This window comes from Nocardia inohanensis NBRC 100128 (assembly GCF_001612945.1).
GTDB classification, from domain to species: domain Bacteria; phylum Actinomycetota; class Actinomycetes; order Mycobacteriales; family Mycobacteriaceae; genus Nocardia; species Nocardia inohanensis.
Window position 1 is genome coordinate 1,036,785 of the sequence record NZ_BDBK01000002.1, and the last position, 25,754, is coordinate 1,062,538.

Consider the following 25,754-nt stretch of genomic DNA (forward strand, 5'->3'; position numbering starts at 1 on the left):
CGCTAGCACAATGCCGAGTGTGTCTCAACTGGGCAATGCACCCCAGCCAGTGTCACCACCGAGCAGTGCCACCACTGGATACTGTCACGAAATGTGCTTTGTGTCTTGATGTTTCGTTGATCTCATAGGAATTGACAGCCTTCGGAGACCGGCGATAGCCTGTTGCCAGTCGGATGCCGGTCGAGTGACCAGCAGTTTCGATCCGATCTATCGCAGCGGCGCCGGCCATGTCGGCTCACATGGCCACGCCGTCTTCCCCGATCGCAAGCGCAGTGTCGTGTGCTCTCCGAAGGGGATGTTCGTCCCCAGGTAGTGGAGTGCAATGAGCGTGTCATCAGACCCGAGCCACCGGAGTACCTCGGCATCGGTGCCGTCCGTCGTAGCGGCGATCGTCGTGGACGAGCTCATCCGGTGCGGTGTCGAATGGTTCATCTACTGCCCGGGCTCCCGCAACGGACCTCTCGGCTTCGAACTCGCCCGGCGCGCCGCCGGCGGCGAAATCCGTTTGCAGGTCAGGCTGGACGAGCGAGCGGCGGCCTTCGTGGCGCTCGGTATCGCCAAGTCCACCGGTCGTCCCGCGGCCGTGGTGACCACCTCCGGAACCGCCGTCGCCAACCTGCTGCCGGCCGTCACCGAGGCCAATTACGCGGGCGTGCCCCTGCTGCTGGTCACCGCCAACCGCCCGCCCGAGGTGCTCGGTACCGGCGCTTCACAGACCGTGGAACAGGGCGAACTGCTCACCTCGCAGGTCCGCCACGTGCAGCGGCTGTGGTCGGGTGACGTGCTGCGGCCCGACACCAATGGCATTGTCCGAGCACAGGTCTGCCGGGCCGTGGGGCTCGGCGCGGGCCGGCTCGGTCGGCCCGGACCGGTGCAGATCGATGTACCGCTGGCCTCCGGGCAACCCCCGGCCGCACCCGGTGCCGTCGTCCCCGCCGGGCGTGCGGACGGCGCACCGTGGATCCGGATGACCGGCCGCCGCGACGCGCCGGCCGCGACCTGCGAGATCGACCTGGCGCTGTCCACGCTGGTGATCGCCGGTGACGGCGCGGACCTGTCCGGGGTTCCGGTACCGGTGCCCTGCATGGCGGAACCCACCGTCGACGTCGGCGCGCGGACCCGGCTGCACCCCTGGGTGCTGGATTACGTTCGCCCGCACCAGGTAGTCGTCTACGGCCGCCCCACCCTGCACCGCAATGTTGGCAGGCTGCTGGCCCGCCCCGAGGTGACCACCGTGCTGGCCGATGCCGGCGGCGACTGGATCTATGCCGCACCCGATATCGAAATCCTTGCCGCACAACCGATCTACCGCGGACTGCCCTCCACTTCCTGGAGCGATGAGCTGCGTGTTCTGGACGCCACCGTGCGGCGGCAGTGGGCGAGCGTGCTCGACGCGGCCCCCCACCGCGCCACCGGCCTGGGCGTCGCCGACACCCTGCTCGGCGCGCTACGCCCCGGCGACCTGCTGTGGCTCGGAGCCTCCAACCCGATCCGCGATGTCTCGCTGACAGGGGTGCTGCCCACCGGAGTCCGGGTGCTCTCCAACCGCGGCGTGGCCGGCATCGACGGCAATGTCAGCGCCGCCGTCGGCGCCGCCCTGGCCGCCCCCGACCGCACCGTCATCGCCCTGCTCGGCGACCTGACCTTCGCCTACGACGCCTCCGGACTCCAGTCCGGCCGCCTGGAACGCCGCCCCGACAACCTGATCATCGTGGTCTCCAACGACGCCGGCGGCGGGATCTTCGAACTACTCGAGCAAGGCCACCCCAAATACAAGGACGCCCCCTACGGCGACACCTTCGAAAGGATCTACGGCACACCGCAAGACGTCGATATCGCTCACCTCTGCGCGGCCTACGGCGTCGCGCACCGGGTGACCGGAGTCAGCAGTCTGAGCGCCGCCGTGGCGGACTCCCGAACCGCCGGCGCCACGACAGTTCTAGAAGTTCCTGTCGCCCGCACCGGTCTACGTGACCTGCACGCGATCGCAAGACGTGGCGTGGACGATGCACTGGATTCTGGTGCAGCCGCCCTGATTCCGGCGACCACTTCCGGAGGTGTGCGGTGACCTCACCGAATCTCGCTGCCGCGCCGAGTGTCGCTGCCGCGCCGAGTGTCGCCGGTGTTCCGCTGCGCGTGGTCTACCTGCCCCTCGATCCGGGTGCCGCCACCGAAGTGCTGGCGGGAGAGATCCAGCGTGCGCTGGACGGTGGGGAGGCGATTGCGCCGGTGACCGATCCGGCGGCAGCACAGGGACTTCCGGAGGTGGTGCCCGCGACGACCGCGGTCGTGCTGTCCACCTCCGGCTCCAGCGGGGTGCCGAAGCGGACGTTGCTCTCGGCGTCGGCGTTGCGGGCGTCGTGCGCCGCGACCTCGCGCAGGCTGGGTGGGGACGGGGACTGGCTGTTGTGCCTGCCCGCCGGTTTTGTCGCCGGGTTTCAGGTGATCGCCCGGGCGGTCCTGGGCGGGACCACGGTGTCGGCGCTGGACGGCGGGAGATTCGATCCCGCCGGGTTCGCGGCGGCGGTGGACGGTATGGGCTCGGGGCGGCGCTACACCTCGCTGGTGCCGACCCAGGTCAAGCGGCTGCTCGCTGATCCGGACGGCCGGAAAGCCTTGGCGCGCATGGATCGCGTGCTGGTCGGCGGTGCGGCGCTGGACCGGGCCACGGGGGATCGGCTGCGGGAAATCACCGAGGTGGTCACCACCTACGGTATGACCGAGACGTGCGGCGGCTGCGTCTACGACGGTGTGCCGCTGGACGGTGTGCGGGTCCGAATCGTCGACGGCATGATCCACCTCGGTGGGGCGTGCGTCGCCGACGGATATCTCGGGGCCGCTCCCGAGGAAGCCGGGCGCTTCTACGCCGCCGACGGCGTGCGCTGGTACGCCACGGCGGATCGCGGTCATTTCACCGGCGGGTTGCTGGTCCCCACCGGCCGGGTCGACGATCTCATCAATACCGGCGGCGTCAAGGTCTCGGCCACCGCGATCGAAGCCATACTCGCCGAACTGGATTGGGTGGACACCGCCATCGTGATGGGTGTGCCCGATCCGGAGTGGGGCGAACTGGTCAGCGCCTGTCTGGTGCCACGCGCGGGCGGCCAGGCCGCGGACCCGGAACCCCTGCGCGCGCTGATTCGCGAACGGCTCGGCCGAGCCGCCGTACCCAAGCGCATCGTCGTCCTGGACGACCTGCCGCTGCTGCCGAATTCGAAGATCGATCGCCGAGCCGTGCGCGAGCGCCTGCTCACCGGCCCGGGGAAGGACTGAAAGCCCGTGGAGTCCGACCCGATTCGATTCCGATTGTGTGGTCCCGGCGGCGCGCTCGCGCTCGGGAACCCGATCGGATTCACCAACCTGAGCGAGGCCGAGGCCGCCGTGCGCACCGGGCGCCACGGTGACCTCGTCGCCGGCGCCATCCCCTTCGATCCGGCGAGCGATACGCCGTCGCTGTACCTCGGCCACCGAATCGTCGAGAACAGTGGTGGCGCGGTCGAATCCACCTGGGGCGGCTTCCGTCCCGAGGTGGTGTTCAACGACAACGCCATCGCGGAGTACATCGAGCTGTTCCACCGGGTACTGCCGCTGCTGCGCACCCCCGGCTCGGGGCTGGAGAAGATCGTCATCGCGCGTTCGGAACGCTTCTCCTACCACGACGCCGTCGATCCAGCCGGCATGTATCAGCGCATCGCCCAGCTGTATCCGCAGGTCCACAGCTATTTCGTCGAGCATCTGGACGCGCCCGGCGTCTACACCATGGGCGCCAGCCCGGAGTTGTTCCTGCGCAAGACCGGTGACGTGGTGACCATGACGCCGCTGGCCGGAACGGTGCCGCGCGATGCCCAGCTATCCGAGGACGCGGATCGCGCCCAGGCGCGCGCCGAGCTGTACACCCACAAATACCTGGAAGAACACGGTCATCTGGCCGAGTTCATGATCAAGGGATTGGCCGCGCTCTGTACCGCGCTGGAGTATCCGGACGAGCCCGAGCTCGTCGCCGCGCCGGGCGTCTGGCATCTGGGCACGCCCATCACCGGGCGGCTCACCGATCCGGATATGCCCATCGCCGAACTGGTTTCGGCCCTGCATCCGTCCCCGGCGGTCTGCGGGGTGCCGCAGGCCGAAGCGCTGCGCCTGATCACCGCGCACGAATCGGCGCGCCGCTATTACGGCGGGCTGGTCGGCTGGTTCGACCGGGCCGGTGATTGCGAGTTCTATATGGCGTTGCGCGGACTCGAATTCGATTCCCGTGAACGGCATCTCACGCTGCGGGCCGGCGGGGGAGTGGTCGCGGGCAGTCGCCTGGCGACCGAATTCGCCGAGACCTCGGCGAAACTCGCGTCCATGCGACGCGTATTGGGAATCACGCCGTGAGGCACAACGCGGGGGCGGGGCGAGAAGAGATAGTGGAGCGCCAAGTGTTCGACCCAAAGATAGTGCACGTCGTCGGAGATCGTTTCGCGGCCTTCGCCGAGGCGACGGGCGCGTGGACGGTCGCCGAGGCCATCTCGGCGCTGGAGACCGGAACGGTTCCGGAGGGCCGGGTGATATTGCAGCCCGGTCAGGGGGTGGGGCGTACCGATGCCGAGCGCATCGCCGCCACGGTGCGCCGCTACCGATTCGATTCCATCGAGGTCGGACCGAGCCCGGAGCGTTCGCTGCCCTCCTGCGACGACCTGCTCGTCGAGAACTCCAGGGATATCCTGATTTCCGGATTGCGCCGGGAATCCGATACCGAATTCGCCGCGGATCTGCGCCTGTCCGCCGATCTCGCGCTGCTGACCCGGGACCGGGATGTCATGCATGTGCCCGGACTGCTCGCGATCGAAGCCTGCGATCACCTGTTCTTCGCCGTCGCGGCCCGGTATTTCGGAAATCTGCTGCCGGACAAGTGGCTTGCCACCATCGACCGGCTGGAGACCGAATTCCACAATTTCCTCTACCCGGTCCCGGCCACCCTGCGGCTCACCCTGAAATCGGCCGAACCCGGCACACGCGGGGATTACCGCTTCGCCTTCACCATCGTGCTCGAACAGGCCGGCCGGATCACCTCCGTGCATCGGTTCGAGCGCGGGGTGTACGACCGCGAACTCATCGACGCCAAAGAGCGCCGGCGCGCCGTGCACGCGCTGCCCGCGCCGAATTACTCAGTCAGGTAAGTGTTTACAGAAATGTTCGGACAATGCGGGACGCGGTAATCGTCGCGGCGGTGCGCACACCGATCGGTAAGGGCAAGAACGGCGGGGCGCTCGAGGCGGTGCACCCGGTGGACATGATGGCGCACAGCCTGCGGGCCGTGGTGCAGCGGACCGGGATCGATCCGGTGCTCATCGACGAGGTGATCGGCGGCGTGGTCAGCCAGGTCGGGGAACAGGCCACCAATGTGACCCGGCGCGCCACCCTGGCCGCCGGGCTGCCGGAATCGGTGCCGGCCACCACCATCGACCGGCAGTGCAGTGCCAGTCAGCAGGCGCTGCGCTTCGCCGCGCACTCGGTCATCGCGGGCGACTGCGAGGTGGTGATCGCCACCGGTGTGGAATCGGTGAGCCGAATTCCCATGGGCACCAGCTTGAATCGGCTCGAGCACGCCGATCTCACCGGTGACGCCTTCTTGGAGCGCTATCCCGACGGCGTGCCGTGGCAGGGCATCAGCGCCGAACTGATAACCGCCCGTTGGGGTTTCAGCCGGGCCCAACTCGACGATTACGCGCTGGGCAGTCATCACCGGGCCGCCGACGCCGCCAAGAACGGGCTCTTCGACGCCGAACTCACCCCGCCGATCTTCGGATTGAACACCGACGAATGCATCCGGTATCACGCCACCGCCGAAGGCTTGGCCGAATTGCCCTCCGCCTTCCGCAAACTCGACAAGGACCGGGTGCTGGCGCATCGGTTCCCGCAGATCGGCTGGCGGGTCACCGCGGGCAACTCCAGTCAGCTCGGTGACGGCAGCGCGGCGGTCATGGTGACCACCAGCGCCACCGCCCGCCGCCTGGGCCTGACCCCGCTGGCTCGCATACTCGGGCACGTCGCGGTCGGCGACGACCCGCACCTGATGCTGACCGCGGTGGTCCCCGCGACCGCCAAGGTGCTCCGCCAGACCGGCCTGCGCCTATCCGATGTGGACCTGTTCGAGGTCAACGAGGCGTACTCCAGCGTCGTGCTGGCCTGGGCTCAGGAAACCGGAGCCGACCTGTCCCGGGTGAACGTGCGCGGCGGAGCCATCTCGCTCGGACATCCGCTGGGCGCCAGCGGAGTCCGCCTCACCGCCACCCTGGTGCACGCCCTGCGTGAGCGCGGCAGCCGCTACGGTCTGCAAACCATGTGCGAATCCGGCGGGCAAGCCAACGCCATGATCCTCGAAGCCCTGTGAACCCGCATCCGAGGGGAGTCAGCCCCGGAGCGGGATGAACTCGACGGTGTCGCCGTCCGCCGCATGCGGGGGAACGATGACCAAGCCGTCGCGATCGAGCAGACCCGCGAGGTGAGCGGTACGGAGGTGACCGTCACCGGTCCAGCCGCCGTCGTGGTGGCAGCGGGCCGGGACGATTCGCGGTGCGGGACCCGCGATTTCGGCGGCGTTGTGCAGTGGGCCGCGCACCGGCCGGGTGGGGGTGGCCCCGGTCAGACCCTCCAGGGTGGCGTGGATGAGCGCCAGCAGGGTCGCGGTCGCCGCGAACGGATTGCCGGGGAGGCCGAGAACGACCGGGCCGGAGGCCAATTGGGCCGCGACCGTGGACCCGCCGGGGCGTAGGTGCAGGCGGCGCAGCAGGATTCGGGCCTCGGCGCGATCCAGGGTGGCCCGCAGCTGATCGGCCGCGCCGCCGCCGGTCGCGCCGACGATGATCAGCAGATCGCAGTCGGTGGCGGCCGTCAGCACCTCGTCGAAGGCATTCGCGGTGTCGCGCAGGTGCACCCGGTCCACCGTCGTCACCCCGAACCAGGACAGCAGGTCGGGCAGGATCGGGCCGAGCGAATCGCGGGTCTGTCCGGTGTGCAGCGGGCCCTCGCTGCGGATCTCGTCACCGGTCATGACGATGCGCGCCCGCACCGGACCGCGCACCGCGACCGTGCTCACCTCGGCGCTGGCGGCCACCGAGATCAGCGCGGCGGTCACCGGGGCGCCGGCGGGCGCGAGCTCGAACCCGGGCTGCCAATCCTCGCCGCGGCGGCGCACATCATCGCGAATCGGGCTGTCCGGCAGGCGATGCAGCAGTCCGTCCGCGCCGACGGTGACGAATTCGTCGCGCACCACGGTGCCGGTCCCGTCGGGGACGTGGGCGCCGGTGGCGATGCGCACCGCTTCGCCGTCGAGCAGACCCACCGGGCGTTGCCCGCCCGCGAACCCGATATCCCGGCGCAATTGCCAAGGGCCGTCGCCGCTTACGGCATAGCCGTCCATGGCCGAGACGTCGAAACGCGGTAGCGCCTCCACCGCGAGCAACGGTTCGGCCAGCGCCGCGCCCCGGGCCGACCGTACCGGCGACCGCCGCGCGGGCAGCTGGGAAATGTTCCGGCGCAGGGTCTCCCGGGCCTCGTCCAGGCTGGCCGGTGCGGCGGTGCGCCCGGCGCTGACCCGGGCGTGCCGAATGTCCTCGGGGGTGTCGCAGTCGTCCACGCCGGGTAGCGCCACCATGGCGGTATCGACCGGCACCAATGCCTTCATCGGCCGGTTCACCAGCGAATCGAGATGCTTCAGCGCCGCGGTGAGCGCCCCGCGCCGCCACACTCCCACCAGATACTGCGGCCGCCCGGAGGCGTCGGCGGCGAATACCGCGTCGCTACCGGATTCGCGCGCGTGCGAGAGCAATTCGCCGATGGCCGCCGCGGTCAGGAACGGCATGTCGGCGGCGAGCACCACAATCAACCCGGCCGGGAATTCGCAGCCGTCCAGCGCTCCGAGCCCGGCCGCGATGGCCGCCACCGGTCCGGCGCCGGCCGGGATCTCCTGCGCCTGGAGGATTTCCGGCGGCAGCTCCGGCCGGTGCGGTCCGACCACCACGGTGCGGTCGCAGCCGGCGACCGCGGTGAGCGCGGCATCGAGCATGGATTGCCCGCCGACCACGATGGCCGGTTTGTCCACGCCGCCCATGCGACTGGCGCGGCCACCGGCCAGCACGATCGCGTCGACGGTGGTCACGAAGCGCAATCCGGCGCGGGGCTGATCATGTCTGCCGATCGTAGTGCTTCGGTGGCAGCCGATCGCCGATGCCGGGCGCTCGCGTCCGCGCGCCCCGGTTCCGCCCCCGAAATCCCTGGCTTGCCAATCAATTGCTCATAGATCGAGTGTCGGAGGGTGGGCAGCGACACATGACCGGAATGATGATGTTTCGGACTCTGTCGGAATCGTATATGGCAGTATCCGAAACAGGAACTGGCGGCGTACGCGGCGATTCGCTACACCGCGCAGTCAGCGTCAGGCGGATCTCGCCGCCGGGGCAGCGGCGGCCCGCGACCGATGAAGGATGGTTGCTGAGTGTTTGTGGAGAGGGATACGTCGTGGTACAGCGCGTGAAGCCGAATGACTTCGAGGAACTGCGACCCCCGACATTCGGCTTACTGCTGCGCCGATTGCGTGATGCGCGCGGCGTCTCACGCGAGCGCCTGGCCTTCAATGCCGGTGTCAGCGCCAGCTATATCAGTCATTTGGAGAAAGGCGATCGCGACCGCCCCACCCGCGAAGTCGTCGACGCCCTGGTGCGCTACCTCGATCGCATCGACCCCTTGACGGCGGTCGAACGCCGGCATCTGCTCGATCTGGCGGGGCTGGGCGTCACCGAATTCCCCACCATCGAGCAACTGCGCGGGGAAATCACCGCCGACATGCTGCGCGCGCTGGAACTGCACGAGCCCAATATGGCCGCGTACGTCGACACCCGCTGGAATGTGCTGGCCTGCAACCGCAGCTATGCCGCCGCGTTTCCGGGATTGGAACAGGATGTCAATATCCTGCGCTGGTTCTTCGCCAACGAGGCTTCGCGAAAAGTCATGGTGGACTGGGACACCGAGGTCCGGCTCACCGTCGAATGGCTACGCGGATTGATCGCCGGTTCCGGCGATACCGCCTGGTCCGCCGAATTTCTCGCCGAACTCGGACAGCACGAGCTGTTCCGGCGGCTCTGGGACGAAGGCGCGGTCACCTATGGCGGTGACCGCCCCGGCATGCACCTGCGCGACACCGCGACCGGGCGCTGCCGCAATGTCATCGTGCAGATGTTCCGGGTGTTCTGCGCCAACTATCCCGATCAGATCCAGATCTTTCTGGGGATGGCCGACGAATGCCCGGACAGCTGCGAACTGCGCGGTGGGAATCAGGCCCCGATCGACTGATCGCGGCTCGGCGCGGGGGTGCGCAGCGTGCATTTGTGCACCAATTGCGCCAGCAGCGGCGCGACCACCTCGGGGTGCGTCCACGCGGCCCCGTGGCCGGCGCCGGGAATGGTGACCACACCGTCGGCGCCCGGCAGTTCGGCCGCCATCAGATCCGATTTCTGCGCCGTGGAGGTGCCGTCGTGGCTGCCGCGCAGAATCAGCGCGGGGGCGGTGATCTCCGGTAGTCGGTGCACCAGCGAACCGCGATCCATCAGGCAGTGCGCGGCCGGCATCACGCCCTGCCGGTCCGAGGCGTACCAGCGGCTGGTCCAGGTGCGCCACTGCCGCGGATCGGTGCCGCCGATCAATTGCGGCGCCAATTCCGCGACCAGGGGCGCCAATGGTTCGGCGCCGCACCAGCGTTCGAAGAAGCTACGGTAGAAGGCCAGCTCACCGGGTGTGCAGGCATCGGATTCGGTGCTCATCAACGCCAGGCCCAGCACCCGCTCCGGGGCCATCAACGCCATGCGCAGCGCGGCGTAACCGCCCTGGCTCATTCCGCCGATAACGGCTTTCTCGATTCCGAGTTCATCCAGCACGGCCAAAGCGTCGGCGGCGTTATCCCAATAGCTGAAGGGTTCGCCATCGGGTGACTGAGTGCGTCCGTGGCCACGCGCGTCTACCGTGACGAGATTGATACCGGCCATTGCCAGCGGTTCGCGCATCGGATCGAACATCGATTCGTCCATGAAGAATCCGTGCGCCAGGAGCAGCGTCGGCCCCGGCTGGTTTCCGGCGACGTAATGAACGGTGGCGGAACCTGATCGAACGTAAGGCATGCACAGACCGTAATCGCCCGAACTGTCCGATCTGTGCAGGTTGCCGGGGTTGTGCCGGACACCCTTCGGTGCTGTTCCCGACGGGTACCCACACTGGCCAGTGTCAGTACTGCTAGGGGTTTGCCCTAAATGTGCTCAAAACTGGACAACTCGCCTTCGCGCCATTTCTAATCAGGCCGTAGCGCTTTTGGGACAAGCGCAAATCGTCAGGAGGAAACAATGTTCGACATCACCACCGGCCGCCGTGACTTCCATGTTGATCCCGGTGCCGGATTGCGCGAGTCGCTGGAGGGTTTGCTGCTGCACGACGGTGTCGGTCTCGATGCGCGAATGCGGCACGCGATTTCCGCGGTTGTGCATCTCGCCGTCGATGCTCCGCTCGGACTTCCGGAGGACGCCGAAGAATTCCTCGGCCGCCTCGACGCCGCTTGGCTGTTCGCCGCCTGGAATAGCTCCGATACCGAAATGTCGCTGCTGAACACGCTTTCCATCGGTGAGGTACCGGCATTGTCGTGGTGCGAGTTGATGTTCACCACCGCGCTCGCGCCGTGGTCCACGACTCCGGCCGCCGTGCATGCGCGGCGGATCTTCGCCGGCGGGGCGGAGCAGCAGCGGCTGGCGGCGGTCGGCGATTGCGGTCGCGCGTAATTGTTTCTCGCGTAATACGAAACAGTCGCGCGGTGCGCAACGGGGTGTCACCGCGCGGATTATGCACCGATGAAGGGATGACGAAATGAAGCTGCTGTTCACGAATTTCGATGCCATGTTCGAAACCCTGGCGCGGCGGGACGACTCCTTCGAGTCGCAGTCCTGGCATCAGCAGGCGCTGTGCACGCAGACCGATCCCGAGGCATTCTTCCCCGACAAGGGCGGCTCCACCCGCGAGGCCAAACGGATTTGCGGCTCCTGCGAGGTGCGCAAGGAATGCCTGGACTACGCGCTGAGTCACGATCAGCGGTTCGGTATCTGGGGCGGGCTCTCCCCGCGCGAACGGCGGCGCTACGACCGCGGCGCGGCCTGATCCGCGACCGGCGGGAATGGTTATAACCAGAAGTTCGCACAATGCCGGGTGCGTGAAGTCATTCGAAAGACGATCGCAGTAAACAGAATTCATTGGTCTCGGGATCGGCCAGCACCACCACCGGCTCGTCCGCGGGACCCACGGGGCGCGCGCCCGCGGCACGTAGTCGCGCGGCTTCCACGGCTGGATCATCGCTGGGGAAGGCGACCAGATCCAGATGCAGGCGGCTGCGTTCGTCCAGCGCCGCGGGCGTGCGCAGGAACTCCAGCCACGGACCCAGCCCGGTAGCCGACCGGAGCCCGGCATAGCGCGCGCTGTCGTGCGCGACCGGCCACCCCGCCGCCGTCGACCAGAACTCCGCCAGCCGAATCGGATTCTCGGTATCCACCACGATCGCCGCCACCGCCCCGGTATCCACATAGTGCTCGCGCGGCTCCAGCACACAGAACTCGTTGCCCTCCGGATCGGCCAGCACCGACCACGGCACCGCGCCCTGCCCGATATCCAGCCGCCGCGCCCCCAGCGACAGCGCCCGATCCACCTGCACCCGTTGATGATCCAGCGACCGGCTGGCCAGATCCAGGTGGATCCGATTCTTGGCGGCCTTCCCCAGTCGCGCCGGTAGGAACGTCAGCGCCACATCCAGCCCGTCCGGGTCGGGCGCCGCCACCTCCACCCCACCGGGCCGGTCCACGGTCACCTCCCAGCCCAGCAACTCGGCCCAGAAGCGGGCGGTGCTCCGAGGGGAGACCGCATCGAATACCACACAAGCCAGGCGCGTGGACATGCCCTCCACGGTAACCGCCGGGGCGGGGGCTTCGGGCCGGATCGCCGAACCGCCATCGAGGTCGCACCGCACGCGGACAGCTACCCTCACACGTTTCGGATGAGGCCCGGGCCCCGTCCGCCCTCCTACGGTTGGCGGCCTACCGAACGGTAGGCACCTACTCGCGAGGAGGAATCCGATGGCAGCCACCCTGACGGTCTGGAAATTCCCGACGGCTACCGGAGCCGCCGAAGCCATTGCGGCACTGGAGGAATTGCAGCGGGAGCAACTCGTCACCGTGCACGACGGCGCGGTGGTCAGCTGGCCGGCCGAGGCGAAGAAACCCAAGACCAGACAATTGCGCAGCCTCACCGGGGCGGGTGCGCTGGGCGGCGCCTTCTGGGGCCTGCTGTTCGGTCTGCTGTTCTTCGTCCCGCTGCTGGGTCTCGCGGTCGGCGCGGGCATCGGCGCCATGAGCGGTTCGATGGCCGATGTCGGCATAGACGACGATTTCATCGAACGCTTGAAGTCGGAGATCACCCCGGGCACCTCGGCGCTGTTCGTGCTGACCTCCGGTGCGGTGGCGGACCGGGTGGCGGGCCGCTTCCCCGGTCAGCAGGCCGAACTGATCGCCACCAACCTCTCCGCCGAACAGGAAGCCCTGCTACGCGACATCTTCGGTGATCACTGAGCCGGAAACCGCGGAAGCGCAAAGGAATTCGGCGATGACCTACTGGAAAACGCCATGAGAGTGCTGCTCACCCTGGCGGCCGGGCAATTCCTGATGATTCTCGACAGCTCGGTCATGAACGTGTCGATGGCGAGCGTGGCCGCCGACCTCGATACCCCGATCACCGGGATCCAGACCGCGATCACGCTCTACACGCTGGTCATGGCCACCCTCATGGTGACCGGCGGCAAACTGGGGGCGCGGCTGGGGCAGCGGCGGGCGTTCGCGGCCGGGCTCGTCGTCTACGGCTGCGGCTCCGCCACCACCGCGCTGGCGCCGAATCTCGCGGTGCTGCTGGTGGGCTGGTCGGTGCTGGAGGGTCTGGGCGCGGTGCTGATCCTGCCCGCCATCGTGGCCCTGGTGGCGGGCAACTGCCCCCGTGAGAAGCGGGCCGCGGCTTACGGTTTCATCGCGGCGGCCGGTGCGAGCGCGGTCGCGGCCGGCCCGTTGATCGGGGGCACGGTGACCACCTACGGGTCGTGGCGGTACGTCTTCGCCGGGGAAGTCGGGCTGGTGGTGGTGATCCTCGCGCTGGTGCGCGGCATCACCGCTGTCGCCCCGGCGCCGGTGCGCCTGGATCCGCTGGGTTCGGTGCTGTCGGCGCTCGGCTTGGGCACCCTGGTCTTCGCGGTGCTGCGATCCAGCGAATGGGGCTGGGTGCGAGCGTCTCCCGCCGGACCGCACTGGTTCGGGCTGTCGCCGGTCATCTGGCTGTTGCTCCTCAGCAGCGGGATACTCTACGTATTCCTGTGCTGGGAGCGGCATCTCAGCGGTCGCGGCCGGGAGCCACTGGTGGATCTCGCCCTGTTCGGCAACCGCGGGCTGACCGGCGGACTGTCGATGTTCTTCGCGCAGTTCATGATTCAGGCGGGCGTCTTCTTCGCGGTGCCGCTCTATCTGTCGGTGGTGCTGGAACTGAGCGCCTTGGATACCGGGCTGCGGGTGCTGCCGCTCTCGGCGGCGCTGGTGCTGGCTGCGCTCGGCATTCCCTGGCTGCGGCCGCGCGCCGATCCGCGCCGGGTGGTACGGGCCGGTCTGCTCGCGATGATCGCCGGCATCGTGGTGCTGGTGGCCGGGCTCGACCCCGGCGCGGACGCCCGCGTCGTCACGGCGCCCATGCTGCTGCTGGGCCTCGGTCTCGGCGCGCTCTCCTCGCAGCTCGGCGCGGTGACCGTGACGGCGGTGCCGGATTCGCGCAGTGACGAGGTGGGCGGATTGCAGAACACGGCCACCAATCTGGGTGCTTCCCTGGGCACGGCGCTGATCGGGTCGATCCTGTTCACCATGCTGTCGGCCGCGGCCCTGTCGGGTATCGATGCCGATCCGAACGTGCCGGAGTCGGTGCGTCAGCAGGCCGGGGTGCGGCTGGCCGAGGGCGTGCCGTTCGTCTCGAATACCGAACTGAGTCGAGCGCTCACGGGCGCGGCCGTACCGGAGCCGACGGCCGCGGCGATCGTCGAGGTGAACACCGAGGCCCGATTGACCGCCCTGCGCGCCGCTCTCGCGGTGACCGCGCTGATCGCCGCGGTCGCGCTGTTCGGCACCGGTCGACTGCCACGCACCGCGGCCGGGACGGACGGCGGCGCGCCGCCGGAATGAGCGGTCGCGGAAGGGGATTCGGCGCTGTCGCAAGCGGTTCATCCGCCACGGATGAGGTGCCCGGCCGCCCGATGATGCGACAGTGGCGGCCCATTCGAGGACAAGGAGCAACTCGTGGCCGAATCCCCCGCGATCGCAGACCATGGCCTGATCGGTGACCTGCAAACCGCCGCGCTGGTCGCCACCGACGGCACCGTCGACTGGCTCTGCCTGCCGCGCTTCGATTCCCCCAGCGTGTTCGCCGCGCTGCTGGATTCCGAGCGCGGCGGGCACTGCCGCATCCGGCCCGCCGGTGACGGGTCCTGGCACAGCACCCAGATGTACTTCCCGGACACGGCGATACTCATCACCCGGTTCATGACCGAGCACGGCACCGGCGAGATCGTCGACTTCATGCCGCCCGTCACCGGCGGCGCGCCCACCGACCGCCATCGGCTGATACGCCAATTGCGTTGCGTACGTGGGCGAATGACCTTCGAGCTGGACCTGATCCCACGCTTCGACTACGGGCGGCGACCGCACGCCACCCACGTGACGGCCGACGGGGCCGTCTTCGGCGCCGGCGCCGAGACGCTCACCGTGCACGCCGTGCGCGAACCCGACGAGGCCCGGCTGGCCCGGCTGGAGGTGGTCGGCGGCGGGCATGTGCACGGCGAGATCACCCTGGCGGCCGGGCAGGTGCGCGGCGTGGTGCTGGAATCGGGCGCGGCGGGCCCGCCCCGGTTGATCCGTCCGGCCGAGGTCGAGGAGCTGTTCCGCGAGACGGTGGCGTTCTGGCACGGTTGGCTGGCGCGCTCCACCTATCGCGGGCGCTGGCGGGAGATGGTGCACCGCTCCGCCATCACCCTGAAACTCATGACCTACGCGCCGTCCGGCGGCCTGGTCGCCGCGCCCACCGCGGGACTGCCCGAACAGCTGGGCGGCGAACGGAACTGGGACTACCGCTACACCTGGATACGGGACGCCTCCTTCTCGGTGTCGGCCCTGCTGTCGCTCGGATTCACCGAGGAGGCAATGGCTTTCGCGGGCTGGCTGCGCGACCGCTTCCGGGCGCACGGCGGCCCTCTCAAGATCATGTATCGGGTGGACGGTTCCTGGGATCTGCCCGAAGACGTGCTGGCGAACTTCGCGGGCTACCGGAACTCGAGTCCGGTGCGCATCGGCAACGACGCGTCCGGGCAATTGCAGCTCGACATCTACGGGGAGATGCTCGACAGCATCTATCAGGCCGACCGGGCGGGCCTGCGGATCGGGCATCAGGGCTGGCAGGAGATCGTCGAACTGCTCGAGTGGCTCTCGGTCAACTGGGATCAGCCCGAGGAGGGCATCTGGGAAACCCGGGCCGGCCGAGCGGATTTCAGTTACGGGCGCCTGATGAGCTGGGTGGCCTTCGACCGGGCGGTGCGGCTGGCCACCGAACGCAGCCTGCCCGGTCCGGTGGCGCATTGGCGGCAGACCCGCGATGCCATCCACGCCCAATTGTGGGAACGCGGCTGGCATTCCGGGCGGCGGGCCTTCGTGCAGCACTACGACACCGACGTGCTGGACTCCGCGCTGCTGCGCATGGCGCAGGTCGGTTTCGTCGCCCCGCGCGACCCGAACTGGCTGACCACCCTGGACGCGATCGGCGCGGAACTGGTCACCGACAGCCTGGTGTATCGCTATCACCCGCACGCCTCCCCGGACGGGCTGGCGGGTGCGGAGGGCACGTTCTCGCTCTGCACCTTCAACTATGTCAATGCCCTGGCGCGCGCCGGGCGGCTCGAATCGGCCCGGCTGACCTTCGAGAAGATGCTCACCTACGCCAATCACGTCGGCCTCTACGCCGAGGAGATCGACGTCACCGGAGCACAATTGGGGAACTTCCCGCAGGCGTTCACGCATCTGTCGCTGATCGACGCGGCGCTGGTGCTCGACCGGGCCATGGACGGGGTGCCGGTGGCTTGATCACAGCAGCCCCGCGTGCCGGGCTCGCACCAGGGCGGCGGTGCGGGAGCCGACGCCGAACTTGGCATAGATGGCGCGGAGATGGGTTTTCACGGTATTGATCGACACCCCCAGGTCCGCGGCGATCTCCTGGGCGGTGCGGCCCGACGGAAGACGTTGCAGCACGGTGAGTTCGGTCATGGTGAGCCGATGATCGCGAGCGCGCGGCCGGGCCCGCGGGTGCATGCGGATGCGGGTGACCAGGGCTTCGTGGTGCCCGAATCCGCCGGCTCCCTCGTCCAGCAGGGCAACGGCGCCCGGCACGTCCAGGAACGGCCGGATCACCCCGGTGTCGGCGGCGTGGTCGAGGGCCTGTTCCAGACCGGCCCGCACCCGCTGCCGATTGCTGCGGCGGCGGTCGGCGTGCACCGCGCTGTACAGCAGCCAGCCGGTGATCCGCTCGGCCGGAACGAGATCGGCCGAACGCTCCACCAGTTCGTCCACGGCGGGGGCCGCGCGCAGGTTTTCGGTGGCCACGGCCAGCGCTACCCGAGGCAGCTCGACCCGCGGGGTGTCGCCCAGCAGGGTATGGGCCCGGCCGATGAGCAGCCGGGCGGTGCGCGGTTCCCCCACCTCCAGCAGCGCCCACACCACGGGTGCGAGCAGGTCCCCGCCGCGCACCGGAAACGGGCCGCCGTACTCCAGCAGCGACAGCATGCTGTGCCGCAGGGCGTCCGCGGCGGCGTAGCGATCCCCGCCACCGTGGAAGGTCAGCAGCCGGCCGATGACCTGTGTCGCCCAGCCGCCCACCGGCCGCGCCGACCCGTCCGGATGCTCGCGCGTGGCCAGCAGCGGTCCGGGCACCGGCCACGAATCGCCTTGCAGATAGGCGCCGAACGCCTCCAGCGCCGTGGCATGCCGCACATCGGGATTCCCGTTCAGCTCATGCTGTTCGGCCACCGCCAAGGCTTTCCGGGCCCGCTCGCGCATGGTCGTCACCGCGCCCTCGTAACCCGCGGTCACCGCCAGCCGGGTGACCGCCCGCACCGCCAGCTGGGGACGATCGGCCCCCGCCGCCAAGGCCAGCCCCCGGTGCAATTGCCGCTCCGCCCGCGCCCCGTCTCCGCGTAACAGGGCGGCGGTCGCGGTCTGCGCCGCCAGGTAGCAATCGATGTCCGGATGGCCGGTGACCGGCAGCCCGGCGAGCGCGTCGGCGCGGACGGCCCCGGATCCGGTGCGGTCGCCAGCACTGGTGGCGGCATCCACTCGTACGGCCCGGATGAGCGCCGTCAGCCACTCCGCCGGCAGCATCGAATGCGCCACGCCGGCTTGCGATTCCGCCTGCTCCGCGAACGTCAGCGCGCCGGCGGCATCGCCGTGCCCGGCCGCGTCCACCGCGCGCAGCACCCAGACGAACGGATCCGTGACCAGCTCCGGGCGGGCCTGCTCCAGCTGAGCGAACAGTTCGGCGCCGGCGCCGTCCAGCACCATCGCCATACCGCGGCGCACCAGGAACCCGGTCAGCCGTTCGAGGTCACCGGCCGCGAGCGGATGCGGCAGCGCCGCTCCGGGTGTCATGGGCGAGCCCGGCACTTGCGGCGGGGTGGTCCGGCCGGGTTCCCCGGCTGCCGGGTTCGAGTGATTCGACGAGGTCATGCTGCACGCCTCCCGTGGTCGTGGAACTTCTCGATCGATCGGCCGGCGTCCGGCTCATCCGTGACGGGTGAGGGCGGGCCGGTGGAATCGGCGCAGAGTCGGTTCGTCTCACCCACACCGAGAGAACAGGGGCAGACCATGACCGAACATCCGGTGCGCCAGGGCATTGCGGCGGGCACCTCCATCGGGGCGGCGATACTGCTGATCACCGTGGGGCTGCTGTCGGCGCTGGCCGGGATCTCCGCGGTCGCCGACGATCAGCTGTTCGTCGTCGGGCCCGAGTACATCTACAGCTTCGACACCACCGCCTGGGGCTGGACCCACCTCGCGCTGGGCGTGCTGCTCGGCATCTGCGGTGCGGGACTGCTGGCGGGCACCCTGTGGGGGCGGATCGCGGCCATGTGCGTCGCGGCGCTGTCGATCATCGCGAATTTCCTGTGGCTGCCGCACTATCCATGGTGGTCGATCCTGATCATCGCGCTCGACGTGGTGGTGATCTGGGCCGTCGCCACCTGGCGGAGCGGATCCGCGAACGCGTGAAGAACCCACTCGCACAGCAATATTCGAACTCCGCTCCGGCCGGTCGCGGCTGGATCGCCGAGACGGCGGCCGGGTTCGGCCGGGCCGCCGCCGCGGTGCCGGACGGGCTAGCGGCGGGTGTGCTCGCCGGGGTCGGGCCGGTGCAGGGGCTGTACGCCGGGGTCGCGGGCCCGCTCTTCGGCGGTCTGCGCACCGGCACCGCCCTGATGGCCGTATCCGCCACGGCCGCTTCGGCTTCCGCGGCGGGAGCGGCCTTGGCGAACGTGCCCGCCGCCGATCGCCGCGCGGCCGCGGCATTGCTGAGCGTGCTGGTCGGCGGAGTGTTGATACTGGCGGGCCGGATGCATTTCGGCCGCTGCCGAGCCTGGATCTCGCACGCCGCGGTCTCGGGGGTGCTGCTGGGGGTCGCGGTGAACATCGCACTCGGAATACTGCCCGGATTGACCGGAAATCCCTTGCCCGGCATCGGCACACCGATCGCGCACGCGATAACGCTGCCCGCGCACGAGCGCAGGCTGGACATCGCGTCGATCGTGCTCGGCCTCACCGCCCTGCTGCTGCTGACGACATTGGCGCGCAAGGGTTTCCCGCGCGCGGCCGCACCGGTGGCCCTCATCGTGCCGACGCTGCTCACCGTGCTGCCCGGGATGGGAGCGGTGCACCGGGTCGGTGAGCTCGGCGGCATTCCGCGGGGGATGCCGATGCCGCACCTTCCCGATCCGGCGCGGGCCAGCTGGAACCTGCTCTCCGGTGCGGCGGCGGTCGCGGTCATCGTGCTGGTGCAGGGCCTCGGGGCGGCGGAGTCGCTGCCCGGCCGGAACGGATTGCGCCGCAACGCCGATCGCGATCTCGCCGCCGAGGGCATCGGCAATCTGGCGGCGGGAGTTCTGGGCGGAGTGCCAGTCGGCGGGGTGAGCGCGCGGGACGGACGGAACTCGGCCGGGGGCCGGACGCGCTGGGCCATAGTGTCCTCCGGGTTGTGGATGCTGGTACTGGTCACGGTGCTGGCGCCGCTGGCCGGGCTGCTCACGGTGCCCGCGCTGGCGGCGGTCCTGTTCGCGGTGGCGACCGGCGTGGTGCGCGTCGCCGAACCCGGGCAGGTCTGGCGTGGTGGCGCGGGCCCGCGCATCGTGCTGATCACGACGCTGGCCGCGACCCTGGTATTGCCGCTGGCGTGGGCGGTGGCCGTGGCGGTCGGGCAATCGGTGCTGTCGCGATTCGACCGCGCCGGTCTCGATGCCCGGGTTCGCACGCTGGTCGTGGTGCCGGAATCCACGGCGCGCGAGTCGATCTCGGCATCGGTGGCCCGGCTCGAAACGCCCGGCCGGTTACCGGAAGGGGTGCCGGTGGTGCTCGAGATCCGGGGCAGCGTGCGCTACGGCGGTGCGCACACCGTCGCCTCCCGGCTGCCCGAACCGGCCGCGACCGGTGGTCCGGATGTGGTGCTGCGGCTGTGCGACGGCACCGCGTGCAGTGCGGCGCTGCTCGGCATCATCGCCGATTACACGGTGCGGCTGGCTGTTTCGGGAGGCCGCCTCTATCTGGACGGCTTCGATCCGGGCGCTGCCGACAGCTGGCCGGACGCGGCGCTGGCCCGGCACGGATTGCGACTGGACCATTTCCCGGGCGGCTGGACGCCGGCGCCGCGGTGGCCGGCGGGCTACGCGCCGGTACTGGTGCGGCCGATCATCATCGCCACGAACGGCGCATGATCGCGGACGCTGTAATGGCTCCAATTCCACAGCGTCACCGAGTCGATGGTGGCGCCGGACCGCAGCCACATACGCCAGTCGCAGGTGGTGCGTTCCCACAGATGCCCGCAGCGATCTCGGTACAGACCGGGCGGAACCATGAGCCGATCCGGTTCGAACCAGGCGATCGGATCGCGCGGGCGCGCGGCGGCCAGCCGATCGAACGCCCGGGCCAGCGCTCGCGCCGGCCGGTACAGACAGCCGATGACGAGCCGCAACAGACCGGTTTCCCGCATAGGTGCTCCCTTTCATCGATCTCCACCGGTGCGCACACGCGTCGTTCCGCCGACGGGCCGCAGGCCCGCGCATCCCGGCGGCGGCCGAATACAATTCATGCTCGTCGAATCGCAATCCGGTCGTCGAATACTCCGGAAGTACAACCGGATCCACGGCTGTCACGCGGATGCGGGGAGGGGCGTTCCGTTCGGTATCGGACCAAGTCGCGCACTGCATTCGAGCCCTGCCTTCCTCGGTTGGTGCCAGTAGCATCCGCAATCGGACTTCCCGCCGACTTTCGATTCGCTTCCGTGTGGACCGGGCGGGGGATTCCCCTGGTTTCGATGCACATTCCGTGACGCCGCGCAATGACGCGGTTTGCCATTATGCGCGGCTGCTATCTCTGCCCGAACCGGATTTGAAAGCTGTCAATTCGAGTTTCCGAATCGCCTTTGCGAGTGTGATGCGCCTCATACCCGAGTATCGGAATCGGTAAAGCAGCGACGACACGCAATAGACGCGTATCACCGAAATATCGCCCAGGTGGCTAACATTCAGCGTCTGGTGGGATGGGAGACCCGCGACTATCTCGAAAACATCTGTGCGGGACCGGAGTTGTGATGAACGAGCGGCAGATTCGAGTACTCGGCCCCCTGCGGATAGTCGTCGACGGCCGGGCCGTGAGCATCGGCGGCCGGATCCGGCGCACGCTGCTGGGCCGGCTCGTGCTCGCGCACGGCCAGCCGGTGACGGCCGGGCGGCTGGTGGACGATATCTGGGCGGGCACGCCACCCGCCACGGCCGCCGCGGTGCTCCAGGTGCAGGTCCACAATCTGCGCCGGGTGCTGGAACCGGACCGCCCGCCCCGCACCCCGGCCGGCGTCGTCATCTCCACCTCCGGTGGTTATGCCCTGCGCCTGCCCGCCGCCGCCGTCGACGCCTGGCAATTCGAAGCGCTGCTGCACGATTACGAACAAGCCGTGCGCGACACCCTGAACTCCCCGGATCCCGCGACCCGCTGCCGACTGCTCGACGCCGCCCTGTCCTGCTGGCACGGTCGCCCCTACGCCGCCTTCGACGACGCGCCCTGGGCGGCCGCGGAAGTCGCCCGCCTCGCCGATCTGCGCCTGCTCGCCGCCGAACTCCGCGCCGACGCCGCCCTCGACCTGGACCGTCCCGCGGAGGTGCTGACCGGTCTGCGCCGCACCGCCGCCGAACACCCCGAGCGCGAGGAGACCGCGCGCCTGCTCGCCATCGCCCAATACCGGCTCGGTCAGCAGGCCGAGGCCCTCGCCACCCTCCGCCGCACCCGCGAATTCCTGCGCCGTGACCTGGCGGTCGATCCCGGCCCCCGCCTGCAAGCCCTCGAAACGGCGATCCTCACCCAGGATCCCGCCCTCACCCCGGCTCGCTGGAACGAATCGAATATCGCACGCCCACAATGGGATTCCCCGAACACCGGCACCGGTGGACAGCAGCCGAGCCCCGCGTGGCCGGAGCCGCGGCCGTCCGCCGGGACGCCCGAACGGACGCGCCCGGAGCCGGAGTACCTCGATACTGCGGGCCGCCGAAGATCCGGGCCCGCGCCTTCGGAGCGGTCTGTGCCGCAGGCGAATTCGACGGGAGCGACAGGTCGGCCGGAAGCTGACTTACGAGTGCCGGGGACCGATCCCTGGGGGAGCGCGCGAGTGCCGGGTGCTGGGCCGCGGGGGAGTTCGCGAGTGCCGGGAGTTGGGCCGCAGGGGAGTTCGCGGGGGAGGGTGGCTGGGCCGCTGGAAGGTTCGCGTGGGCCGGGGGCGGGCCCGGAGGAAGGTTCGCGGGGGAGGGTGGCTGGGCCGCAGGGAGGTTCGCGTGGGCCGGGGACGGGCCCGGAGGAAGGTTCGCGTGGGCCGGGGGCGGGCCCGGAGGAAGGTTCGCGGGGGAGGGTGGCTGGGCCGCAGGAAGGTTCACGGGGGACGGCGGCTGGGCCGCTGGGAAGTTCGCGGGGGACGGTGGCTGGGCCGCAGGGGGATTGGCAGGGGCAGGGGGCCCGGCCGCAGACAGCGGCGACGAAGTTCGCGCCGCCCGCGGCGGAGACGGTGGCGCGGGCCGCCGAATATGTGACCGCGGCGGCGCGGACCGGGATCGGCGAGGGCGCGGCCATCGACCCGGCCCGGCTCTGGCAAACCGCGATCGACCTGCACGAACTCGCGGGGCATGGCGCGCGTGATGCCGAACCCGCGCGGCGGGCGGAGCTGTTGGAGACGCGTTGTGAACTGGTTGCCGCGCTGGCGAATGCGGGCCGGGTCGAAGCCGCCCGGCGCGCGCGGGAGGACGCGCTCGACCTCGCTGAGGAGCTGGGCGAAAGAGAATTCATGGTCCGAGCGGTCACCAGTTGGCGGGTGCCGGTCGGCTGGCCCATCCGGGATCGCCGCCGGAGCGGAGCGCGGGTCGAAGGTGTGATCGTCGCGCTGCTCGAGCACGCCGAGTCGCCCGCCGAGCGGGTATCGCTGCTCACCGCAAGGGTTTTCGAAACCGAACCGGCCGGGGCGCTACCGGCCGAGAAATGGGCGCGCGAGGCGGTGGCGGCGGCCGGGGATCCGGTGTTGTGCTGCGCCGCGCTCAATGCGCTGGCGGTGGTGCTGCTCGGGCGCGAAGCGTGGGACGGCCTCCCGGACGTGGTCGCGCGACTGGAACGAGCCGCCGAGGCCGCGGGACGGCTCGACTACCGGGCGCTGACGCACTATCTGCGGATGCGGATCGCTTGTGCGAGTACGGATCTGGCCGCGGCCATGCGGCAGCAGCGGCTCGCCGCCGAGCTCGCCGACGCCGCCGGATCGGGGGTGCTCACCCCGGCCCTGGACTACTTCGCGGCGGTGACGGCCCTGCTGGGTGGGGACCCGGCCACCGCCGCACAGATCTACCGGGACTGCGATGACCGCGCGGCCGAACTCGGCACGGCGAATCGCGACGAGATCCGGCTCGCCGGGCGCGCGGCTGTCGAGTGGGCCCGCGGCGAGCTGTCCGGCGCGCTGGAGACCCTCGGCGAAATCGCCGGCGGCCCACCGGATGATCTCAGCCGCCTGGTCTTCCGGGCGCACGCCGCCCTGGCCCGCGCCGACCCCACGGAACTGCGCGCGGTACTCCACCGGCTGCGCCCGTTCGCCGGCGTGGTCGCGGGGCTGGCGACCGCAACGGCCTGCTTCGGTCCGGTGGACCGGGTTCTCTCCGATATCGCAGCCGCCCTTGGTGATTCGACATCGGCCGCTCGATATCGCACTGCCGCAACCGAACTCGAAGACAGGATGCTATCCATTGTCATCGCCGGACCATAGTCGAGAGCCGGATCGGCAAACCTGTCGCAAGCGATGTAATCCGTTGTACCCGTGTGAAGTTCGAAGTGATTGCCGGTTGCCGAGTGATCACCGCAATAGGATGGACGGGCTCGAGATGATTTACCTTGTCCTGAATCCAGTACCTGAACCAGGACAACGAGGAGCGCCGATGGCACTGAGTGCGGAGTGCATCCAAAAACCGAGAAATCTACAGCCGCCCACCTTGGGCCGGCTCTTGCGCCGGCTACGCGACGCCCGCCGGATATCCCGCGAGAAGCTGGCCTTCAACGCGGGCGTAAGCGCCAGTTACATAACGCATCTGGAGAACGGAAACCGGGAACGCCCCACCCGTGAAGTCCTGCGCGCCCTGGTCCGATACCTCAACGCGGTCGGCCCGCTGTCGCCGGTGGAACACCGTCACCTGAACGACCTCGCCGGATTGGGCGCCCCCGACTATCCCAGCGTCGAACAGCTACGCGGTGAGATCACCGACGAAATGCGGCACGCGCTCACGTTGCACGAACCGAATCTCGCCGCGTATCTCGACACCCGCTGGAATCTGCTGGCCTACAACGAGAGTTATGCCCGTGCGTTCCCCGGCCAGATCCAGGACGGCAATGTGCTGCACTGGCTGCTGGGAAACGAATCGGCTCGCGCCACCATGCCGGAATGGGAACAGGAGGTCCGGCTCGCGGTGCATTGGCTGCGCGGACTCATCGCGAGTTCCGGTGATACCGGGTCATCGGTCGCGTTTCTCGCCGAACTCGGTCAATACGAACAGTTCTGCCGGTTCTGGGACGAAGGGATTGTCGCCTACGGTCGCGATCGCATGCTGATGCGGCTGCGTGATCCGGGCACCGGTCGCACCCGCAGCGTGGTCGCCCAGATGTTCCGGGTGGATTCGGTCGAACATGCCGACCACATCAAAATCTTTCTCGGCATCCCCGCCGGAGGGCTCAATCGAAAGTAAAACGCGCCCTACGCAAATCGACGCGGTCGCCGGTCAGCGGGCAACCCTCCTCGGCCAGCTGCCGCAATTGCCGGTGCGCCAGATGCGGGGCCGGAGTGCCGTTGGCGCGCAGCACCCGATGCCAGGGCAGATCGGCCGAGTCGGTGCGCATGATCCAGCCGACCGTACGCGGCGTGGACAGGCCCGCGGCGGCCGCGATATCGCCGTAGGTGGCGACCCGGCCGGGTGGAATGGCGGCCACCAGTTCGCGGACGCGTTCGATATCGGCGTCGGAGGTGGGCATCAGCGGGTGAGCAGTTCGCGGAACACGGCCGCGGTGTCGGCGGGGCGGGATTGGGCGACCATGTGATCGCAATCGAATTCGCGCACGGTCAGATTGTCGCCGAGGTGGGCGGTGAGCGCGGACCGGAACGCCGGCGTCACGAACGGCGGATCCACCTTCATGGCCTGCACCAGCAGCGTCGGGAGGTGTCGCGGAGGTAGGACGAACTCGCGGGCCAGCTGGCCCCAGTAGGCGGTGATCGCGGGCAGGCTCAGCCGCCAGCCCACCCGGCCGCCCGGGGTGGGCACCAGGTGTTCGGCCAGTTCGGCGTCCAGCAGTTCGGGGGCCACATCCGCCCAGGCGGTCTCCAGTTTGTCGAAGCGGGCCTGCTCGACATCGGCGTAATCGGGGTGCTCCAGCATCGAATTCGCGATGTGCAGCATGAACTCCGGCTCCAGGCCGATCGCCGGATCCAGTAGCGCCAGCGCGCGCACCAGTTCCGGGTGGCGATGCGCCAGATGCACCCCGGTGGCCGCGCCGAACGAATGCCCGAGCACCACCACGGGTTCGCTCGTCTCGGACTTCACCAGCTCGGCGAGATCATCGGCGAGGGTTTCGAAATCCCACGGCGGCACGCCGGGCGACCTCCCGTGCCCCCGCAGATCCGGAGCGATAATCCGCAGATCCGACAAATACTCGTCGGCCAGCGCCCGCCAGCGTTGGCCGTGGCCGGTCAGCCCGTGCAATGCCAGCACCACCGGACCGGTCGAAGGACCGAAGCGATGAATATGAAGATCGGACACGCGGCCCATTCTGCTGCCTTCCACCGACATGAACACCCGCTGCCCT

Annotated in this window: 22 protein-coding genes; 15 read left to right on the forward strand and 7 right to left on the reverse strand. The window is 69.4% G+C overall.

Annotation, left to right across the window (positions count from 1 at the left end; genetic code table 11):
- The first annotated feature begins 367 nt into the window (after positions 1-367).
- From menD to NI1_RS11020, 5 genes are read left to right on the forward strand one after another with little or no spacing between them, the layout of a single operon-like run.
- Positions 368-2,068: a 2-succinyl-5-enolpyruvyl-6-hydroxy-3-cyclohexene-1-carboxylic-acid synthase gene (menD, locus tag NI1_RS11000; protein WP_245663157.1), complete on the forward strand. Its 1,701-nt coding sequence runs from the start codon at positions 368-370 to the stop codon at positions 2,066-2,068.
- The gene (locus NI1_RS11005; protein ID WP_218026723.1) at positions 2,065-3,273 is read left to right on the forward strand and encodes an AMP-binding protein; all 1,209 of its coding nucleotides are present in this window, start codon (positions 2,065-2,067) and stop codon (positions 3,271-3,273) included. Before menD ends, NI1_RS11005 begins: the two co-directional genes overlap by 4 nt.
- 6 nt (positions 3,274-3,279) lie before the next feature.
- Positions 3,280-4,377: an isochorismate synthase gene (locus NI1_RS11010; RefSeq protein WP_084522906.1), complete on the forward strand. Its 1,098-nt coding sequence runs from the start codon at positions 3,280-3,282 to the stop codon at positions 4,375-4,377.
- Between the two features lie 44 nt (positions 4,378-4,421).
- Entirely contained in the window at positions 4,422-5,162 is a 741-nt protein-coding gene (locus tag NI1_RS11015) for an AfsA-related hotdog domain-containing protein (protein ID WP_169815562.1), read from the forward strand.
- Positions 5,163-5,185: 23 nt separating this feature from the next.
- On the forward strand, positions 5,186-6,376 hold the full coding sequence (locus NI1_RS11020) for a thiolase family protein (RefSeq protein ID WP_067817629.1): 1,191 nt from the start codon (positions 5,186-5,188) through the stop codon (positions 6,374-6,376).
- An 18-nt stretch (positions 6,377-6,394) separates the two neighbouring features.
- Here NI1_RS11020 and NI1_RS11025 read toward each other — a convergent pair whose 3' ends face one another.
- The gene (locus NI1_RS11025; protein WP_084523009.1) at positions 6,395-8,143 is read right to left on the reverse strand and encodes an NTP transferase domain-containing protein; all 1,749 of its coding nucleotides are present in this window, start codon (positions 8,141-8,143) and stop codon (positions 6,395-6,397) included.
- 371 nt (positions 8,144-8,514) lie between these two features.
- Between NI1_RS11025 and NI1_RS11030 the strand changes: the two genes are divergently transcribed.
- Positions 8,515-9,333: a helix-turn-helix transcriptional regulator gene (locus tag NI1_RS11030; protein ID WP_245663158.1), complete on the forward strand. Its 819-nt coding sequence runs from the start codon at positions 8,515-8,517 to the stop codon at positions 9,331-9,333.
- Here the strand turns inward: NI1_RS11030 and NI1_RS11035 are convergent.
- On the reverse strand, positions 9,315-10,154 hold the full coding sequence (locus NI1_RS11035; RefSeq protein ID WP_067817632.1) for an alpha/beta fold hydrolase: 840 nt from the start codon (positions 10,152-10,154) through the stop codon (positions 9,315-9,317). The two genes, NI1_RS11030 and NI1_RS11035, sit on opposite strands and share 19 nt — an antisense overlap.
- A gap of 219 nt (positions 10,155-10,373) precedes the next feature.
- Between NI1_RS11035 and NI1_RS11040 the strand changes: the two genes are divergently transcribed.
- Positions 10,374-10,802 carry a hypothetical protein gene (locus tag NI1_RS11040; RefSeq protein ID WP_067817635.1) on the forward strand — a complete coding sequence of 143 codons (429 nt, stop codon included), beginning with the start codon at positions 10,374-10,376 and terminating at the stop codon, positions 10,800-10,802.
- An 85-nt stretch (positions 10,803-10,887) separates the two neighbouring features.
- Positions 10,888-11,175 carry a WhiB family transcriptional regulator gene (locus NI1_RS11045; RefSeq protein ID WP_084522910.1) on the forward strand — a complete coding sequence of 96 codons (288 nt, stop codon included), beginning with the start codon at positions 10,888-10,890 and terminating at the stop codon, positions 11,173-11,175.
- A gap of 58 nt (positions 11,176-11,233) precedes the next feature.
- Here NI1_RS11045 and NI1_RS11050 read toward each other — a convergent pair whose 3' ends face one another.
- Positions 11,234-11,962: a VOC family protein gene (locus tag NI1_RS11050; RefSeq protein ID WP_067818242.1), complete on the reverse strand. Its 729-nt coding sequence runs from the start codon at positions 11,960-11,962 to the stop codon at positions 11,234-11,236.
- 178 nt (positions 11,963-12,140) lie between these two features.
- Between NI1_RS11050 and NI1_RS11055 the strand changes: the two genes are divergently transcribed.
- The 3 genes from NI1_RS11055 (at position 12,141) to NI1_RS11065 (ending at position 16,217) form a co-directional block, all read left to right on the forward strand.
- Positions 12,141-12,632 carry a DUF1269 domain-containing protein gene (locus NI1_RS11055; RefSeq protein WP_067817638.1) on the forward strand — a complete coding sequence of 164 codons (492 nt, stop codon included), beginning with the start codon at positions 12,141-12,143 and terminating at the stop codon, positions 12,630-12,632.
- 54 nt (positions 12,633-12,686) lie between these two features.
- A complete protein-coding gene (locus NI1_RS11060) occupies positions 12,687-14,270 on the forward strand; it encodes an MFS transporter (protein ID WP_067817643.1) in 1,584 nt (527 codons plus the stop codon).
- A 114-nt stretch (positions 14,271-14,384) separates the two neighbouring features.
- Positions 14,385-16,217 (forward strand): glycoside hydrolase family 15 protein, encoded by a 1,833-nt coding sequence (locus tag NI1_RS11065; RefSeq protein WP_067817647.1) that lies wholly within the window; start codon positions 14,385-14,387, stop codon positions 16,215-16,217.
- Here NI1_RS11065 and NI1_RS39825 read toward each other — a convergent pair whose 3' ends face one another.
- Positions 16,218-17,852, reverse strand: a complete 1,635-nt coding sequence (locus NI1_RS39825) for a helix-turn-helix domain-containing protein (RefSeq protein WP_067817649.1) — start codon at positions 17,850-17,852, stop codon at positions 16,218-16,220.
- Between the two features lie 138 nt (positions 17,853-17,990).
- Between NI1_RS39825 and NI1_RS11075 the strand changes: the two genes are divergently transcribed.
- Both NI1_RS11075 and NI1_RS11080 read left to right on the forward strand, forming a co-directional pair.
- Positions 17,991-18,392 carry a DUF7144 family membrane protein gene (locus NI1_RS11075; RefSeq protein ID WP_067817652.1) on the forward strand — a complete coding sequence of 134 codons (402 nt, stop codon included), beginning with the start codon at positions 17,991-17,993 and terminating at the stop codon, positions 18,390-18,392.
- Positions 18,389-20,104, forward strand: a complete 1,716-nt coding sequence (locus tag NI1_RS11080; RefSeq protein ID WP_067817655.1) for a SulP family inorganic anion transporter — start codon at positions 18,389-18,391, stop codon at positions 20,102-20,104. The genes NI1_RS11075 and NI1_RS11080 overlap by 4 nt, the downstream gene beginning before the upstream one ends.
- On the opposite strand, the gene NI1_RS11085 is transcribed toward NI1_RS11080, so the two are convergent.
- Positions 20,053-20,379: a hypothetical protein gene (locus tag NI1_RS11085; protein WP_067817658.1), complete on the reverse strand. Its 327-nt coding sequence runs from the start codon at positions 20,377-20,379 to the stop codon at positions 20,053-20,055. The two genes, NI1_RS11080 and NI1_RS11085, sit on opposite strands and share 52 nt — an antisense overlap.
- Positions 20,380-20,979: 600 nt before the next feature.
- Between NI1_RS11085 and NI1_RS37100 the strand changes: the two genes are divergently transcribed.
- Together NI1_RS37100 and NI1_RS11100 are read left to right on the forward strand one after the other, a co-directional pair.
- Positions 20,980-23,673, forward strand: coding sequence for an AfsR/SARP family transcriptional regulator (locus tag NI1_RS37100; RefSeq protein ID WP_169815563.1), 2,694 nt, complete (start codon positions 20,980-20,982; stop codon positions 23,671-23,673).
- A gap of 169 nt (positions 23,674-23,842) precedes the next feature.
- Positions 23,843-24,643 carry an MmyB family transcriptional regulator gene (locus tag NI1_RS11100; protein WP_067817666.1) on the forward strand — a complete coding sequence of 267 codons (801 nt, stop codon included), beginning with the start codon at positions 23,843-23,845 and terminating at the stop codon, positions 24,641-24,643.
- Here the strand turns inward: NI1_RS11100 and NI1_RS11105 are convergent.
- Both NI1_RS11105 and NI1_RS11110 read right to left on the reverse strand, forming a co-directional pair.
- Positions 24,630-24,926 carry an MGMT family protein gene (locus tag NI1_RS11105; protein WP_067817669.1) on the reverse strand — a complete coding sequence of 99 codons (297 nt, stop codon included), beginning with the start codon at positions 24,924-24,926 and terminating at the stop codon, positions 24,630-24,632. The genes NI1_RS11100 and NI1_RS11105 overlap by 14 nt on opposite strands.
- Positions 24,926-25,717 carry an alpha/beta fold hydrolase gene (locus NI1_RS11110; RefSeq protein WP_067817672.1) on the reverse strand — a complete coding sequence of 264 codons (792 nt, stop codon included), beginning with the start codon at positions 25,715-25,717 and terminating at the stop codon, positions 24,926-24,928. The genes NI1_RS11105 and NI1_RS11110 overlap by 1 nt, the downstream gene beginning before the upstream one ends.
- Between the last annotated feature and the right edge of the window lie 37 nt (positions 25,718-25,754).

What these genes read in the sequence shown, in the direction of transcription:
- NI1_RS11110 (WP_067817672.1), bottom strand. Translation starts at nt 25,717, where the DNA reads ATGGGCCGCGTGTCCGATCTTCATATTCATCGCTTCGGTCCTTCGACC.
- NI1_RS11045 (WP_084522910.1), top strand. Translation starts at nt 10,888, where the DNA reads ATGAAGCTGCTGTTCACGAATTTCGATGCCATGTTCGAAACCCTGGCG.
- NI1_RS11035 (WP_067817632.1), bottom strand. Translation starts at nt 10,154, where the DNA reads ATGCCTTACGTTCGATCAGGTTCCGCCACCGTTCATTACGTCGCCGGA.
- NI1_RS11075 (WP_067817652.1), top strand. Translation starts at nt 17,991, where the DNA reads ATGACCGAACATCCGGTGCGCCAGGGCATTGCGGCGGGCACCTCCATC.
- NI1_RS11085 (WP_067817658.1), bottom strand. Translation starts at nt 20,379, where the DNA reads ATGCGGGAAACCGGTCTGTTGCGGCTCGTCATCGGCTGTCTGTACCGG.
- NI1_RS37100 (WP_169815563.1), top strand. Translation starts at nt 20,980, where the DNA reads ATGAACGAGCGGCAGATTCGAGTACTCGGCCCCCTGCGGATAGTCGTC.
- NI1_RS11100 (WP_067817666.1), top strand. Translation starts at nt 23,843, where the DNA reads ATGGCACTGAGTGCGGAGTGCATCCAAAAACCGAGAAATCTACAGCCG.
- NI1_RS11040 (WP_067817635.1), top strand. Translation starts at nt 10,374, where the DNA reads ATGTTCGACATCACCACCGGCCGCCGTGACTTCCATGTTGATCCCGGT.
- NI1_RS39825 (WP_067817649.1), bottom strand. Translation starts at nt 17,852, where the DNA reads ATGACCTCGTCGAATCACTCGAACCCGGCAGCCGGGGAACCCGGCCGG.
- NI1_RS11105 (WP_067817669.1), bottom strand. Translation starts at nt 24,926, where the DNA reads ATGCCCACCTCCGACGCCGATATCGAACGCGTCCGCGAACTGGTGGCC.
- NI1_RS11020 (WP_067817629.1), top strand. Translation starts at nt 5,186, where the DNA reads ATGCGGGACGCGGTAATCGTCGCGGCGGTGCGCACACCGATCGGTAAG.
- NI1_RS11060 (WP_067817643.1), top strand. Translation starts at nt 12,687, where the DNA reads ATGAGAGTGCTGCTCACCCTGGCGGCCGGGCAATTCCTGATGATTCTC.
- NI1_RS11055 (WP_067817638.1), top strand. Translation starts at nt 12,141, where the DNA reads ATGGCAGCCACCCTGACGGTCTGGAAATTCCCGACGGCTACCGGAGCC.
- NI1_RS11050 (WP_067818242.1), bottom strand. Translation starts at nt 11,962, where the DNA reads ATGTCCACGCGCCTGGCTTGTGTGGTATTCGATGCGGTCTCCCCTCGG.